Genomic DNA, 16,060 nt, shown 5'->3' with positions numbered 1-16,060 from the left:
CATGCTGATTCCCGTGATTCTCTCCGGCGGTGCCGGGACAAGGTTGTGGCCGGTGTCGCGTGAAGGCCATCCCAAACCGTTCATGGCATTGCCTGACGGCCAGTCGCTGCTGGGCAAGACCTATCGGCGTGCCGCGGAGCTGCTCGACGGCTGGGGCGATATCGTCACGGTGACCAACCGCGAATACTACTTCCAGAGCAAGGATCACTTTCGGGATGCGCACCTGGGCCGTCATCGCGGGCACTTCCTGCTGGAGCCGACGGGTCGCAACACGGCGCCGGCCATTGCCGCCGCCGCCCTCTCCCTCCAGGCCCTGCACGGCGACGACGCGATCATGCTGGTGATGCCCGCCGACCATCTGATCGTCAACGTCGAGGCATTGAAGGACGCGGTCGAGCATGCCGTGACATTGGCCAGGAGCGGTCACCTGGTGACCTTCGGTGTCGTGCCGAACGCTCCGGAAACCGGTTTTGGCTACATTGAGGCCGGCACGCCACTGGACGACAAAGGCGCTGCCAGCGTGCGGCGCTTCGTCGAAAAACCCGACCTGCAAACCGCGACGCACTACGTGGAAAGCGGCAACTTCCTGTGGAACTCCGGGATGTTCTGCTTCTCGGTCGCCAGCCTGCTGGCCGAACTGCAAACCCATGCTCCGGCCTTGCTGGAACAGACGCAGACCTGCATGGCCGCCAGTGCCCCCGTGGAAAATGCCGGGAGCGTGCAGCAGGAACTGTCATCGGCCCTGTTTGGCGAAATCATGGACATCTCCATCGACTACGCGTTGATGGAACGCTCCGACAAAGTGGCCGTGGTGCCGGCCCGTTTCGACTGGAGCGACATCGGCTCCTGGGGTGCGGTGGCCGCGCTGGTACCGGCGGATGAACAGAACAACCGTGCCGTCGGCGAGTCGATTTTCATCGACAGCCACAACAACTTCGTCCAGAACGAAAACCGTCTGGTAGCGACCGTGGGCGTGGATAACCTGATCATCGTCGACACCGCCGACGCGGTGCTGGTGGCCCATGCCGATCGCGCCCAGGATGTGCGCCGGGTGGCCAGGCAACTCAAGGACAAAGAACACGAAGCCTATCGCCTGCACCGTACAGTGAGCCGGCCATGGGGCACCTACACCGTGCTCGAGGAAGGCCCGCGCTTCAAGATCAAACGCATCGTGGTCAAGCCTGGCGCCAAGCTGTCATTGCAGATGCACCACCATCGCAATGAACACTGGGTGGTGGTCGAAGGCATGGCCAAGGTCACCAACAATGGCACCGGCACTCACCTGGTGGCCAAGAACGAGTCGACCTTCATTGCCGCCGGTCACAAGCATCGCCTGGAGAATCCCGGCGTGATCGACCTGGTGATCATCGAAGTGCAAAGCGGCGAATACCTGGGAGAGGACGATATCGTCCGCTTCGAAGATCAATACGGCAGGACGGTTTGAATGCTGCTTTCCCTTTACCGTACGCTGGGCAGCTATCGGGGATTCATCCTCGGTAGCGTCCAGCGAGAGTTTCAGGCGCGTTATCGCAATTCGTTGTTCGGTGCCCTGTGGACCGTGCTCAATCCGCTGTCGATGATCATTGTCTACACCGTGATTTTTTCCCAGATCATGCGCGCGCGTTTGCCTGGGGTAGATGACGGCATGGCCTACAGCATCTACCTTTGCGCCGGGTTGCTGACCTGGGGCTTGTTCGCGGAAATCACCGTGCGTAGCCAGAACATGTTTCTGGATAACGCCAACCTGCTGAAAAAAATCAGCTTTCCACGGATCTGCCTGCCAGTGATCGTGCTGTTGAATGCCGGTATCAACTTCGCAATCATCATCGGCTTGTTCCTCGGTTTTCTGTTGATCACCGGTCGACTACCGGGCCTGGCGTTGCTGGCGCTCATTCCACTGCTGGTGCTACAAGTGATGTTCTGTGCCGGGTTGGGAATCATTCTTGGCGTATTGAATGTGTTCTTTCGCGATGTCGGGCAATTTTTCGCCATCTGCCTGCAATTCTGGTTCTGGCTGACGCCAATCGTTTACCCGATGAGCATCCTGCCCGATTGGGTGCAGCGTTTGCTGCAACTCAACCCCCTGACCAACCTGATCACCAGCTACCAGAACATCTTCCTGTACGGCCAATGGCCTGTCTGGAGTTCGCTGCTGCCGATCACGCTCGCCAGCGTATTGCTCCTCATCTTCGGGCTGCGGCTGTTTCGGCAGCGGGTCGGTGAAATGGTGGATGAACTCTGATGGGGCACATACGCGTCACCGGCCTGGGCAAGGCCTATAAACAATACCCTACCCGCTGGAGTCGACTGGTTGAATGGCTGGTCCCGTTCTCACCGATCCGCCATCGTCAGCACTGGGTACTACAGGACGTGACCTTCCAGATTGCCCCCGGAGAATCGGTGGGTATCGTCGGGGTCAACGGCGCCGGCAAAAGCACCTTGTTGAAGATGATCACCGGCACCACCCATCCCACCTGCGGCACCATTGAACTCGAAGGCCGCGTCGCCGCCCTGCTGGAATTGGGCATGGGTTTTCATGCGGACTTTACCGGTCGGCAGAATGCGGTCATGGCCGGGCAACTGCTGGGCATGCAGGTCGAAGAGATAGAAGCGTTGATGCCGGAAATCGAACGTTTCGCGGAAATAGGCGACGCCATCGACCACCCGGTGCGCACCTATTCCAGCGGTATGCAAATGCGTCTGGCGTTCAGTGTGGCCACCGCGCGGCGCCCGGACATTTTGATCGTCGACGAAGCACTGTCGGTGGGCGACGCCTACTTCCAGCACAAAAGTTTCGACCGCATCCGCAGTTTTCGCAAAGCCGGTACCACACTGCTGATCGTCTCCCATGACCGCTCGGCAATTCAGTCGATCTGCGACTCGGCGATCCTCCTGGAAAACGGCCGCATGGCCATGCATGACACACCCGAAACCGTCATGGATTACTACAACGCCCTGCTCGCCGAGCGGGAAGGTCAGAGCGTGCGTCAGGAAATGCTCTCTGGCGGCCAGGTCAGTACCATTTCGGGAACGGGTGAAGCCAGGATTCTGAATGTACGGCTGCTCGACAAACATGAGCGGTCCATCGACGCTGCCGAAGTCGGCCAGCCGGTCGTGCTGGAGGTGGATGTCGAAGTTCGCCAGGACATCGAGCGGCTGGTACTGGGTTTCATGATCAAGGATCGCCTGGGCCAGGCCATGTACGGCATCAACACCCATCGCCAGGATCAGGCGCTGACCGATCTGCAGGCTGGCGAGCGCGTGACCTACCGCTTCGCTTTCGTCATGGGGCTGGGCAAGGGTAACTATTCCGTGGCGTTGAGCCTGTCACGCCTGGATTCACACTTGGACCGCAACTTCGAGTGGCGCGATTACGGGTTGGTGTTCCATGTGATCAACAACCGCCAGGAGGATTTTGTCGGCTGCTCGTGGCTGGCCGCGAAGACCACCGTCACGCGCTCGAACGCGCCGGCCACCTCGGAGAGCACGCAATGACGCGTCTTTTGGTGGAATGCACGCACGTATTCCAGCACCCCAAGGTCAACTCGGGCATCCAGAGGGTGGTACGCAACGTCGTCAACCAACTACCGGAATCGGTCGACGGTATTGAATGCATCCCGGTTGTGATGCTTAACGGCAAGCTCTATCGGGTACTGAAACTCGGTGCACTGAACATCCCGTTCTTCGATGCCTTGATGATCTTTGGTGGACGACTCGGGCGCTTGGCTCACCGCTTCTGGCAATTGCATCAACGCTTGCACAGTCGAAGCAACTCGCGGGTGATCAAGCGTTTGCTGCATGTGGCCTATCGAGTGACAGCGGTCACCTGTTTCAGCCTTCCCCTGCGTGCGATCGAGGGCATCAACCAGTATCAACTGCCCAAACGTTGCACGCCGCTGCAACACCAACCTGGGGATCAACTGGTGCTGCTGGACTCGTCCTGGCACAGCGATTTTTTCCCGTTTGCCGAACGACTCAAACGTGAAGGCGTTGGCATCGTTTCGGTGATTTACGACCTGATTCCCGTGACACATCCGCAGTTTTACGACACACGACTGGTAGAGGTATTCAACGAGTGGTTCGACTGGATCACCCAAACCGCCGACGGTTATGTGGCCATTTCCGCCACGGTGCGCGATCAGGTGCGCGATGAATTGCAGCGCCGCCTGGGCCCTGCCAAGGCCAGTGAATTGTGGTTCGACTATTTCCACCTCGGCTCGGAACTGGACCTGAGCGAAGTCACGGTCGCCGTCGAGCCACGCCTGACGCACATTTTCAAAACACCGGAACCGGTGTTTTTGATGGTCAGTACCATCGAGCCGCGCAAGAATCACGACTACCTGCTGGACGCCTTCGAACGGGCCTGGGCTGCTGGCTCCAATGCCCGGCTGTGCATTGCCGGGCGAGTCGGCTGGAAATGCGATGCACTGCTGGCCCGGGTCCGTAATCACCCGCAGTTGAACCTGCGTCTGTTCATGTTCAATGACCTGAGCGACACCAGCCTCGAGCATGCCTACACCCACGCCAGCTCACTGGTGTTTCCGTCCTTTGTGGAAGGCTTCGGCCTGCCGCTGGTAGAAGCCATGCAGCGTGGACTGCCGGCCATGGGTAGCGACATTGCGGTCTTTCGCGAAATCGGCGGCGAGTTCATGGCGTACTTCGATCTGGCCGATCCACAAAGCCTGGCTGATCTGGTCATTCGTTTCGAGAACAGCGGTCAATTCCCGGCCACTCGTGACGTCGCGGACTGGCGCTGGATCGGCTGGCGTGAAGCCAGTGCGCAATTGGCCGAACACACCCTGCGCAATCTTGTAGACGTGCCGCTCATGCAAGAGAGACAACATGCGCATTGCCCTTAACGCCCGCATCCTCCAGGCACCGCGCACTGGCATCGGTCACTACGTCGCCGAACTGGCGACGGCCCTGGCCAGGGAACCGGACGTCGAACTGGCGTTGTTCCATGGCTGGGGCTGGAGTTCGACCCTGCCTGGCGCGGCGATGCCCGGATACTCGCGTTTGACGCCGTTGCTGCGAAAGATCCCGGGGGCTTATCAGGCGCGGCGCTGGCTGGAACAGAAGCGTTTTGACCAGCGCCCTTCCCAGGCCATTGACCTGTATCACGAGCCAAGCCTGTGGCCGCTGTCGTTCAATGGCCCGACGATCATCACGCTGCATGACCTCACGCACCTGCACTATCCCGACAGCCAACCCCCGGCGCGCCTGCGCGAAATCGAGCGGCGACTGGCCGACGGTGTCCAGCGGGCGCGGTTGATTCTGACCGACTCGCAGTACATCGCCGACCAGGCGCAGGCTTGTTTCGCACTGCCGGCCGAACGCTTCGTGGTGGCACCGCTGGGCGTGGCCGCGCGATTCCACCCCCGTGAACCCGAGGCCATCGACCGGGTCCTCAAGGCTCACGGCGTCGAGATGCGAGAGTATTTTCTCTGCGTCGGCACCCTGGAGCCGCGCAAGAACCTGACCCTGGCCCTGCGCGCCCATGCCCGATTGCCGGAAACCGTACGCCAGTGTTTTCCACTGCTGATCGCCGGCATGGCTGGCTGGCAGCGTGAGCAGTTCAACGACGAACTGCGTTCGGCCCTCGCGTCAGGTCATGTGTGCCTGCTGGGGTACCTGCCCGACGAGGATCTGGCGCAATTGCTGGCCGGTGCCCGGGCGCTGGTCTTCCCTTCGTTGTACGAGGGGTTCGGCCTGCCCGTGCTGGAAGCCATGGCCAGTGGCACCCCGGTGATTCTGACGGGCGAATCGGCGATGCCGGAAGTGGCTGGCGACGCCGGCAACTATATCGAGGCGCAGGACCCGGACTCGCTGCGCGATGCCATGCAACGGTTGATCGACGACGCGGCGCACTGGCGAGCCTGTCGCGAGACGGGTTTGCAGCGAGCGAAGCTTTTTTCCTGGGAGCGTTGCGCGACGGTGACCGCCCGCGCCTACCGCCAGGCTATGGAGAACTGAAATGCGCGTTCTGCACTTTTACAAAACCTACTTGCCGGACTCCATGGGAGGCATCGAACAAGTCATTTTCCAGATGAGCGAAAGCGGTGCGCGCCATGGTGTCGACAGCACCGTACTGACCCTGAGCAACAACCCGGCGCCGGGCGCGTTGCAGATCCGCGAGCACCGGGTGCATCAGGCCAGGATGGATTTTCAACTGGCCTCCACCGGTTTTTCCTACAGCGTGTTCAAGCAGTTTCGTGAGCTCGCGGCTGAGGCCGACGTGGTCAACTACCACTTCCCCTGGCCCTTCATGGACATGGTGCATTTTGTCAGTGCCACCAAAAAACCCTGTGTGGTGAGTTACCACTCCGACATCATTCGCCAGCGTCATCTGCTCAAACTGTACCGTCCATTGATGAGCAGGTTCCTGGACAGCGCGGATCGAATCGCCGTGGCTTCCCCCAACTACTTTCACACCAGCGATGTGCTCAAGGACTACCGGGACAAGACCCGGGTCATTACCTACGGCCTGGACAAGTCGGGTTATCCGAAGCACGACACGGCACGGACCGAGCGCTGGCGCGAGAAGCTGGGGGACAGGTTTTTCCTGTTCGTCGGTGTGATGCGCTATTACAAAGGGCTGCACATCCTGCTCGAAGCGATGCAGGGGCTGAACTATCCCGTGGTGATCGTCGGCGCCGGCCCACTGGAAGCAGAGCTGCATGCCCAGGCCAGGGAGCTGGGCCTGCAGAACCTGCACTTCCTCGGCTTCCTCGGCGACGAAGACAAGGTCGCCCTGCTCGAATTGAGCTATGCGGTGGTGTTCCCGTCACACCTGCGTTCCGAAGCCTTCGGCATTTCGCTGCTGGAGGGCGCGATGTATGGCAAACCGATGATCTCCAGTGAGATCGGCACGGGCACCAGTTACATCAACATCCATAACGAGACCGGGCTGGTGGTGCCGCCGAGCAATCCATTGGCGTTCCGCGAGGCGATGCGCACGCTTTGGGAAAACCCGGTGCTGGCGGCACAAATGGGCGAGAACGCCCAGGCCCGTTATCAGAATCTGTTTACCGCAGATGAAATGGGTCGCAAATGGGCGGCCTTGTATGAGGAACTGCTGGAAGAAAAAGCCCTCGCTTACGCCTGACGCCGATCCCGCGATGTAGAGTTTCCATGGCTTGCGCACAACCTGTGCAGGCCGTCGACTTTCTCGAAAACCTGCAACAATGGCTGACGGACTAGACGCGCAAGACCTGTGCGACCGGCTCACCGGCACGCAAGCGTTCGAGCAGGTGCGGCTCGGCACGATCCGAGGCCAGCGCCTGCTCAATCACGGCCATAGCCGACGCGGTGTCGAGGAACAACACACCGTTGTCGTCCGCCAGCACCCAATCCCCCGGCTGCACCGTCACCCCGGCACACTGGATGGGCTGATTGATTGCACTGTCGCCGCGACCATGCAGCTTGGTGGTCAACAGGCTGGTGCCACGGGCGAATACCGGCAACCCGGCTTCGCGCAGCTCCAGCAGGTCAGTCACCGCGCCATCCACCACAATCCCCACTGCCCCGGCACTGCGCGCCGCGCAACTGGTCACCGCCCCGACCGGCGCATGCCGACAGTCGCCCCCCGTGTCGATCACCAGCACGTCGCCCGGCCTGATCTGCGCCAGGGCCCGGTTGACGGCGATGGCATCGGCGCCCACCAGCTTCAGGGTCAGCGCACGGCCAACGACTTTCACATTGGGCACCATGGCCCGCAATTGAGGGTCGGCAAATCCCTCTTCAAGAAAATGCCCCAGGGTCGGAAAACTCACGGCCTTGAGCTGTTCGGTCAGTTGCAATTCATCCATGTTGCGGCTCCCCGGCAATCAGTTCGGCAACACAGTCGATTTCCAGTGAAACGCCCCACAACGCCACGCACACCGTCGTGCGTGCCGGTGGCGCATGGCCGAGAAACTCGCGGTACACGGTGTTGAACGGCTCCAGCTGCGCGGGATCGGTCAGGTAGGCATTGACCTTGATCACGTGGCTGAAACCGGACCCGGCTTCAATCAGGATCGCTTCAAGGTTGCGCAGGGTTTGCCGCACCTGCTCGGGAAAATCGGCAGGCTGCTCGTCGAGACTGCCGTGGGCCGGAATCTGCCCGGCGGTGAACACCAGGTGACCACTGACCACGGCCTGTGAGTAAGGGCCGACCGGGCCGATGTAGCCCGGGGCCGATTGAATTCTGCGCATGCTGTTTCACTCCTGGGATCAGGCCGCAGCCGATTTGAAGGGTTTGCCGGGGGCCGAATCGTGATTCGGGACAACGCCGGGAATTTCGCTGATGTCTTTCTTGAAGGTCTCGGTCAGCAGCACCAACGCCACCAGGGAAATCAGGGCCGCACCGATCATGTACCAGGCCACGGAAGAGCCTTTGCCCGTCGCGGCCAGCAATGCCGTGGTGACAATCGGCGTTGCCGCGCTGCCGAGCAGACCGGACAACATGTAGCTGATCGACAATCCGGAGTAACGCACCCGGGTACCGAACAGTTCGGCGAGGAACGTCGCGATCGGCCCGTAGTTGGCAGCGAAGGCGGTCATCAACAAGAGGTAACCGAACACCACCAGCGACAGCTCTTTGGTGTCCATCAACCAGAACATCGGGAACGCCACCAGTGCTTCGGCGATGATGCCGCCGACAATGATCGGCTTGCGCCCGACACGATCCGAGAGCGCGCCGAATACCGGCAACATGACGATGCACCAGGCGCAGGACAGCAACACCACGCCGAGCATCACGCTGCGGCTGAAACCGAGATTCTGTGTGCCATACGTCAAACCGAACGCCACGATGATGTTGAACGAAGCGCCCGTGGACATGGTGGCAATACCGCCCAGCACCACTTGCTTCCAGTACTTGCAGAACACTTCCGCCAGGGGCATTTTCACTTGCACCTCGGCTTCCTTGACCTTGTTGAAGGCCGGGGTTTCCGAGATGTTCAGGCGGATGTACAAGCCGACTGCGATCAACAATACGCTGGCCAGGAAGGGAATGCGCCAGCCCCAGGCCAACAGATCCTCAGGGGACAGCCACGCCGCGATCACCAGGAAGGCCAGGTTGGCAATCAGGGTCCCGGCCGGTACGCCGATCTGCACCCAGGAACCGTACAAGCCACGCTTGTTGGCCGGTGCATGCTCCACCGCCATCAACACCGCCCCTCCCCACTCGCCACCCAATGCCAGGCCTTGCACGACCCTGAGCAGCAACAACAGGATCGGCGCCCAGATACCGATAGTGGCAAAGTCCGGCAACAAGCCGATGGCGAAGGTGGCCGCGCCCATGGTCAACAGCGAGATCAACAACATCGACTTGCGTCCCAGGCGATCGCCGAAATGCCCGAACAATGCCGCACCGACAATCCGCGCCAGATACGCCGAAGCGAAGGTGCCGAAAGCCAGCAACGTTCCGATCAGCGGCACGAAATCCGGAAAGAACACTTTGTTGAAGACCAGGGCCGACGCCGTGGCAAACACGAACAGGTCGTACCATTCCACGGTGGTGCCGATCACGCTGGCTACCGCGACTTTTTTCATGCTGATTGCAACTTCCGGTGGTGCGCCGGACTTTTCTGCGGACGATAGATCGCTCATCACTGTCTCCAGGAATTCTTCAAGAACTCGTTATTTATTTGTTTTGACTGGCAGTAAAACGGTTGAGGCGAAGGTTGTTGTTATGACTCGCCCAACTAAGCGGGCGAGTTCGCAGGGCATTTTTAGTTTTATTGCGGTTGGTTCAATAACCCAGTAATCGGTCGGCACAGTTCAATAATGATTCGCCGCCATTCAATCGACGGAAGTTCTCCGCTACTTGTTCGGCAATACAATCATGGGAAGCCGCCGAGGCCATGTGCGGGGTGATGGTGACGCCGGGCATCGTCCACAGCCGGTGATCGGCCGGTAGCGGCTCCTGCTCGAAGACATCCAGCAAGGCGCCGCGCAATTGCCCTTTCGCCAGGGCCTGTTCGAGATCGTCGATGTTCAGATGAGCGCCGCGCCCACAGTTGACCAGTGCCGCACCGTTGGCGAGCCGCTCGAAAGTGGCCCGGCCGAGGATGCCACGGGTTTCGCTGGTCAGCGGCAGCAGGTTGATCAGCAACTCGACGCCGTCGAGAAACGGGTTCAACGCATCCGCCCCGGCGAAGGTGTGCACACCCGGCAAGTCCTTGCCGCGGCGCGCCCAGCCGCGCACGTCATAACCCGCCGCAGCCAGATCCAGCGCAATCGCGCTGCCCAGCGAGCCGAGCCCCATCACACCGACCTTGAACTGCCCCGCCGCCCGTTGCAGCGGCCGCTCCCAGTGCTGTTTCGATTGCTGCGACAGCACTTGGTCGAAGCCACGATGATAGTGAATCACCGCCCAACGCACGTACTCGGTCATGCCTTGGCGATGGCCCGGGTCGACCACGCGGCAGATCGGCAAATCCGGGCACGACGGGTCGTGATCGAGGTGATCGATGCCAGCGGCCACCGAGTGAATCACCTGCAGGTTCGGCAACGCGCCGAGACTGCCCGGCAACGGAAACCAGCACGCGGCCATCGGTGCATTGGCTGCCCGGTAATCGTCGGCCAGCACGGCAGTGAGCTGTGGCGCGCTGCGGGCGAACGCCGCCAGCAATTGCTTGAGCAGCAAGGTGTCGCGGGACAACAGAACCACGGTATTGATGGCGGCATTCATGACATATATGACTCGCGCTGGGACTCGATCAACGTCAGAGCGGCCTCCCAGGCCAGGTCGATGATGTTGTCCTGTTCATCACGGTCAAACTGTTCGGCGGTGTGCGCGCACACTTCCGGCGACGGGTAATGCAATGCCGAACCACCGGCCAGCGCCTGCACCTGGGCCTGGCAGGCGCGTTCCAGAAAATGGATTTCCTGGAACGCCTGGGCAACCCCTGAACCGCCAACCAACAGGCCATGATTTCGCAGGATCATCGCCCGGTGCGGGCCGAGGTCGGCAATCAGGCGCTCGCGCTCATCCAGCGACAGCGCGATGCCCTCATAGGTGTGATAAGCCAACTTGCCGTAGAACTTCAGCGCATGCTGGCTGATCGGCAGCAGGCCTTGCTTCTGCGCCGCGACCGCCATGCCGGCCGCCGTGTGGGTGTGGATCACGCAGTTCAGGTCCGGACGCGCCATGTGGATCGCCGAGTGAATCACGAAGCCTGCGGCGTTGACCCGATGGCCTGCGTATTCTGGATCGACCACCCGCCCTTCCTGATCGATGCGCACCAGGTCCGAGGCGCGCATGCGGTCAAAGATCACCCCGTAGCGGTTGATCAGGAAGTGATGTTCAGGCCCCGGAATCCGCAGGGTGATGTGGGTGTCGATCAGGTCGGTCATGCGAAAGTGCGCGACCAGTCGATACAGTGCCGCCAGTTCGCAACGGGCTTGCCATTCAACCGGGTCGATGTGTGCAGGTTTACTCACGAATACACCTCTTTGACAGCGTGGGTGACGACCGGGTTGGCGCGCAGGCGGGCCAGGCCGCAAACACCGATCAGGGACAGGGCCGAGAGCAAGGTGAAAAACACCGCCAGCGGCAACCATTGTCCGGAAAACTTGCTGGCCAGCAGGGTGCCGATCAGCGGCGTGGTGCCCCCGGCCACGGCGCAGGCCAATTGATAAGCGATGGAAATGCCCGAGTAGCGCAGGTGCACCGGGAAGGCCAGGGTCATGTAGCCGGCGATCACCGCGTACAGCGCCGAGAGAATCACCACGGCCAAGGCAATGCCGAGGGTCATCAACAGAATGTTCTGCGTACCGACCAACAGGAACATCGGATAGGGGGTGACCATGCACAGCAGTGCGACCAATTTGAGAAAACGCCCTTCGCCGATACGTTCGGCCAGCAACGCCGAGACGGGTTGCGAGAGCAACTGGATGACGGTCACCAGAAACAGGCAGTCGAGAATCGTCGAGCGGGCAATGCCCTGGTATTGGGTGACGTAGGTGATCATGAAGGTGTTGGTGAAAAAGAAACCGGCCGAGCCGATGGTCACCGCAGCGGCGGCGAACAGGATCTGCCGCCAGCAGGTGCGGATCACCTCCATGACCGGGTACTTGGCGGTTTCGTTACTGTCCTGGACTTTGGCGAACTCCGGCGACTCGTGAACCCCGGAGCGGATCAACAGGCCGATCATCATCAACACGCCACTGGCGAGGAACGGCAGGCGCCAACCCCAGGCGAGGAAGTCCTCCGGCTCAAGGGACGTCACCAGACGGAAAGCGATCAGTGCCAGCAGCAAGCCGGCCGGACTGCCGAGTTGGGCGAACGAGGCATAGAACGTCTTGCGCCTGGCCGGTGCATGCTCGCTGGCCATCAGCACCGCGCCACCCCACTCGCCACCAACGGAAATGCCCTGGATCAAACGCAGGACGATCAGCCCGACGGGGGCCCAGATACCGGCGCTGGCATAACTGGGCAACAGGCCAATCCCGGCGGTTGCGATACCCATCAGGGCCATGGTTACCAGCAGCATTTTCTTGCGCCCGAGACGATCCCCCAGATGACCGAACACCATGCCGGCCATGGGACGGGCAATGAAGCCGACAGCGAAACTGCCGAACGCGGCCAGGGTACTCAAGACCGGGTCGCTGCTGGGGAAGAATACTTGCCCGAGCACCAATGCCGCCGCGGTGGCGTAGATGTAGAAGTCGTAGAACTCGATGGTCGTGCCAATGAAGGCAGCGGCCGCGGCTCGGCGCGGTTGGGCGGTAGTGTGCATGCAAGGACCCTGTGTACTTATAGTTTTGGGCAGGTGTTGAGGCTGATGACGGTTGCGCTCTGTGGCGCTTGTGGGCTTTATCGCTTCCGTGCCAGGATTAGTCAATTTTCAAATCCTTATCTTTACTATTAGCAGTGCTACTGCATGAGGTTTTATGCCCTCCACTTCCAACCCATGGGTCGGCCGGCGCTTTCTCAATGACCGCCTCGACTGGAACCTGCTGCGCACCTATCTGGTCATCGGTCAGGAAGGCAGCATGAGCCGCGCCGCCGCGCGACTGCACATCACCCAGTCGGCCGTGAGCCAGGCACTGAAACGCCTGGAGGAACAACTGGAGTGCGTGTTGATTGCCCGCAGCGGGCGACGCTTTGACCTGACGGAAACCGGGGAAGAAGTGCTGCGCATAGCGGCGGATATCTATGGAGACATTTCACGCCTGGGGACAGTGGTGGAGAACCGTCACGACGATGTGGTGGGCAAGATTCGTATCCTTACCGTCAGTGGTGTGCAGGCTCGGCATTACGATGATTTCCTCGCCGATTTCCATGAAACCCACCCGAAAATCGAGCTGGAAGTCGAGGTGATGGGAAGTTCGAACATCATCAGTTCGCTGCTGCAAAAGACGGCGACCATCGGCGTCGGCCTGTGCCGCTTGCCCCAGCCACGACTGGAACAACGGGTGTTGTTTCGCGAGACCTACGCATACTTTTGCGGCCAGCGACATCGGTTGTTCGGGCAACAGGATCTGACCCTGGAACAGCTGGCGGCGGAAAACTTCGTCAGCTTCACCAGTGATCAATTGGGCGGCAATCTTTCACCCCTGACGCTGTTTCGCGACCAGCAAGGCTTTACCGGCAAGATTGTCGCCTCCTCCACCAGTTTCGAAGAAATTCACCGCCTGATCTGCGCAGGTTACGGAATCGGTGCCTTGCCCACGCACCTGGTGCGCCGGGATGTCGAGCAAGGCCTGCTCTGGCGTTTGCCGCCGGAAGACGGCGTTGTGGATTTCGATATCCAGTTGCTGTGGAATCGCGAACAGAAGATGAGCCAGGCCGAAGCGGTGTTCCTCGAAAGCTTCCAGCACATGCTCAGCATCCGTGAGCCTGTGCTGTGAAGCCTTGATGAATCAGACGTGAGGATCGCCCGGCGCCTTGCTTGGCGCGGCGTACTGGGGCTTGAGGTGTCCGTCCTGATCGAGTAGCCAGGCGTCCATGATCTCCCGGACGACCGGCCCGGCGACTCGTCCACCCGCCTCGCCGTTTTCGATCATCACCGAAATCACTATCTTCGGGCGCTCGGCCGGGGCGAAACCGACGAACAAGGCATTGTCGCGATTACGCTCGCGGGTTTTCTCGCGGTTGTAACGCTCACCCTGCTTGATCGCCACAACTTGCGCGGTACCACTCTTGCCGGCAATACGGTACTGCACGCCCGCGGCTGCGGCCCGGGCAATTCCGCGGGCATCGTGCATCACCATCTGCATGCCATGGTTGACCTGCTCCCAGTCACGCGGATCCTTGAGCAGTATGTTCGGCATCGGATGCTCATCCACCGGCGCGACGCCGTCCACGGTTTTGGCCAGGTGCGGGCGATTCCATACGCCCTTGTTGGCAATCAGCGCCGTGGCCTGGGCCAATTGCAGCGGCGTGACCTGCATGTAGCCCTGGCCGATGCCTAGAATCACCGTCTCGCCCGGGAACCAGGCCTGACGACGGGTGGCGCGCTTCCAGGCTTGGGATGGCATCAGGCCAGGGGCTTCTTCATTCATGTCCAGGGAGACTTTCTCACCCAGCCCGAACATCGCCATGTAATCGTGCAGGCGATCGATACCGAGCTTGTGTGCCAGGTCGTAGAAGTAGGTGTCGTTGGAACGCATGATCGCCGCATCCATGTCCACCCAGCCATCGCCGCTGTGGTTCCAGTTGCGGTACTTGTGATCGAAATCCGGCAGTTGGTAATAGCCGGGGTCGAACACACGGGTCTGTGGCGTAACGACACCCGCGTCAAGGCCGGCGATTGCCACTTCCGGCTTGATGGTCGAACCCGGCGCGTACAGGCCGCGCAGTACACGGTTAAACAGCGGTCGGTCGATGGAGTCGCGCAGCGTGGAGTACTCTTTGGAACTGATGCCGGTAACGAACAGATTCGGATCGAAACTCGGATTACTGACCATGGCCAACACTTCACCGGTGGACGGATCGAGCGCGACCACCGAGCCGCGACGATCACCCAGGGCTTGCTCGGCGGCTTCCTGAAGCTTGACGTCGAGGCTCAGGACAATGTTTTCCCCCGGTACCGGGTCAGTGTGCTTGAGCACCCGCAGCACGCGGCCCTGAGCATTGGTTTCGACCTCCTCATAGCCGACATGGCCGTGCAGTTGCGTCTCGTAGAACTTTTCGATCCCGGTCTTGCCGATCGATTGGGTGCCTCGATACTCGACCGTATCCAGAGCCTTTGACTCTTTCTCGTTGATACGTCCGACGTAGCCGACCGAATGAGCGAAATGCGCTCCCAACGGATAGTGCCGAACGAATTGGGGCTCGACATCGAGGCCCGGCAAGCGGAACTCGTTGACGGCGAGTACGGCAATCTGTTCCTCGCTCAACTCATAGAACAATGTCACGGGTACGAAGGGGTGACGTGCCTGCTTCATCGCCTTGTCGAACTGCGAACGGTCTTCCGCGGGCAAGTGCAGGAGATTGACCACTTCGTCCAGCTCGGCTTTCACATCGGTGGCGAGTTCGCGGGTAATGGTCAGGTTGAAGCTGGGGCGGTTGTCCGCCAGGAGTACACCGTTGCGGTCATAGATCAATCCGCGAGTAGGCGTAATCGGCAAGACGTGGACGCGGTTATTTTCAGAGATGGTCGAGTGATAGTCGAACTCGACTACCTGCAGGACATACAGGCGTACCACCAGAGCACAGGTAATGGCGGCAACGAACACGGCGCAGGCCATGAGCCTCTTGTTGACCAGGCGTGTCTCTTTTTCGTGGTCCTTGATCGGTATGGGTTCAGGCACTTGTGCAGCAACTCTTTGAAAAGAATGCCGATCCGTGGGCGCAAACTCAGTCCGTTAAAAATGAGCTGCACCTTACCAAAAGCGCGGAGCCAGGTTTGTGTGATTTTTTTTAAAATTGACCGTGCAGGAGCCAGAAAGACAAAACCCCTACCTGCCTGCGCAGATAGGAGTTTTGGAATTTAATCTTGACGATGACCTACTCTCACATGGGGAAACCCCACACTACCATCGGCGATGCATCGTTTCACTTCTGAGTTCGGGATGGGATCAGGTGGTTCCAACGCTCTATGGTCGTCAAGAAATTCGGCTACTGAGT

14 protein-coding genes and 1 rRNA gene are annotated in these 16,060 nt (G+C 60.3%); 7 read left to right on the top strand and 8 right to left on the bottom strand.

What is annotated here, in order from left to right:
• Position 1 precedes the first annotated feature (1 nt).
• The 6 genes from CAG47_RS24940 to CAG47_RS24915 are packed head-to-tail and all read left to right on the top strand — an operon-like array spanning position 2 to position 7,105.
• Complete coding sequence (locus tag CAG47_RS24940) at positions 2 to 1,444, top strand: mannose-1-phosphate guanylyltransferase/mannose-6-phosphate isomerase (protein ID WP_085728414.1); 1,443 nt, start codon at positions 2 to 4, stop codon at positions 1,442 to 1,444.
• Positions 1,445 to 2,242, top strand: a complete 798-nt coding sequence (locus CAG47_RS24935) for an ABC transporter permease (RefSeq protein WP_085728412.1) — start codon at positions 1,445 to 1,447, stop codon at positions 2,240 to 2,242.
• Complete coding sequence (locus CAG47_RS24930; protein ID WP_085728409.1) at positions 2,242 to 3,495, top strand: ABC transporter ATP-binding protein; 1,254 nt, start codon at positions 2,242 to 2,244, stop codon at positions 3,493 to 3,495. The genes CAG47_RS24935 and CAG47_RS24930 overlap by 1 nt, the downstream gene beginning before the upstream one ends.
• A complete protein-coding gene (locus tag CAG47_RS24925; RefSeq protein WP_085728407.1) occupies positions 3,492 to 4,859 on the top strand; it encodes a glycosyltransferase family 1 protein in 1,368 nt (455 codons plus the stop codon). The genes CAG47_RS24930 and CAG47_RS24925 overlap by 4 nt, the downstream gene beginning before the upstream one ends.
• The gene (locus tag CAG47_RS24920) at positions 4,843 to 5,973 is read left to right on the top strand and encodes a glycosyltransferase family 1 protein (protein WP_085728405.1); all 1,131 of its coding nucleotides are present in this window, start codon (positions 4,843 to 4,845) and stop codon (positions 5,971 to 5,973) included. The genes CAG47_RS24925 and CAG47_RS24920 overlap by 17 nt, the downstream gene beginning before the upstream one ends.
• Position 5,974: 1 nt before the next feature.
• Positions 5,975 to 7,105 (top strand): glycosyltransferase family 4 protein, encoded by a 1,131-nt coding sequence (locus CAG47_RS24915; protein ID WP_085728403.1) that lies wholly within the window; start codon positions 5,975 to 5,977, stop codon positions 7,103 to 7,105.
• 91 nt (positions 7,106 to 7,196) lie between these two features.
• Here the strand turns inward: CAG47_RS24915 and CAG47_RS24910 are convergent, their stop codons facing one another.
• The 6 genes from CAG47_RS24910 to CAG47_RS24885 form a co-directional block, all read right to left on the bottom strand.
• Positions 7,197 to 7,808 carry an RraA family protein gene (locus tag CAG47_RS24910; RefSeq protein ID WP_085728401.1) on the bottom strand — a complete coding sequence of 204 codons (612 nt, stop codon included), beginning with the start codon at positions 7,806 to 7,808 and terminating at the stop codon, positions 7,197 to 7,199.
• The gene (locus CAG47_RS24905; protein WP_085728399.1) at positions 7,801 to 8,193 is read right to left on the bottom strand and encodes a RidA family protein; all 393 of its coding nucleotides are present in this window, start codon (positions 8,191 to 8,193) and stop codon (positions 7,801 to 7,803) included. Before CAG47_RS24905 ends, CAG47_RS24910 begins: the two co-directional genes overlap by 8 nt.
• 18 nt (positions 8,194 to 8,211) lie before the next feature.
• Positions 8,212 to 9,591 (bottom strand): MFS transporter, encoded by a 1,380-nt coding sequence (locus CAG47_RS24900; RefSeq protein ID WP_085728397.1) that lies wholly within the window; start codon positions 9,589 to 9,591, stop codon positions 8,212 to 8,214.
• 142 nt (positions 9,592 to 9,733) lie between these two features.
• Complete coding sequence (locus CAG47_RS24895) at positions 9,734 to 10,675, bottom strand: glyoxylate/hydroxypyruvate reductase A (protein WP_177409075.1); 942 nt, start codon at positions 10,673 to 10,675, stop codon at positions 9,734 to 9,736.
• Entirely contained in the window at positions 10,672 to 11,427 is a 756-nt protein-coding gene (locus CAG47_RS24890) for a class II aldolase/adducin family protein (RefSeq protein ID WP_085728395.1), read from the bottom strand. The genes CAG47_RS24895 and CAG47_RS24890 overlap by 4 nt, the downstream gene beginning before the upstream one ends.
• Positions 11,424 to 12,725, bottom strand: coding sequence for an MFS transporter (locus tag CAG47_RS24885; RefSeq protein ID WP_085728392.1), 1,302 nt, complete (start codon positions 12,723 to 12,725; stop codon positions 11,424 to 11,426). Before CAG47_RS24885 ends, CAG47_RS24890 begins: the two co-directional genes overlap by 4 nt.
• Positions 12,726 to 12,879: 154 nt before the next feature.
• On the opposite strand from CAG47_RS24885, the gene CAG47_RS24880 reads away from it, so the two are divergent.
• Entirely contained in the window at positions 12,880 to 13,839 is a 960-nt protein-coding gene (locus CAG47_RS24880; protein ID WP_085728390.1) for a LysR family transcriptional regulator, read from the top strand.
• 12 nt (positions 13,840 to 13,851) lie between these two features.
• Here CAG47_RS24880 and mrdA read toward each other — a convergent pair whose 3' ends face one another.
• Together mrdA and rrf are read right to left on the bottom strand one after the other, a co-directional pair.
• Positions 13,852 to 15,744, bottom strand: coding sequence for a penicillin-binding protein 2 (gene mrdA / locus CAG47_RS24875; protein WP_085728388.1), 1,893 nt, complete (start codon positions 15,742 to 15,744; stop codon positions 13,852 to 13,854).
• A 183-nt stretch (positions 15,745 to 15,927) separates the two neighbouring features.
• A 5S ribosomal RNA gene (gene rrf / locus CAG47_RS24870) occupies positions 15,928 to 16,043 on the bottom strand.
• Positions 16,044 to 16,060 lie beyond the last annotated feature (17 nt).

This window comes from Pseudomonas sp. R37(2017) (assembly GCF_002113375.1).
Lineage (GTDB): Bacteria > Pseudomonadota > Gammaproteobacteria > Pseudomonadales > Pseudomonadaceae > Aquipseudomonas.
Note: the sequence above shows the minus strand (reverse complement) of the source record. Positions and strands in the feature narration are given on the sequence as shown.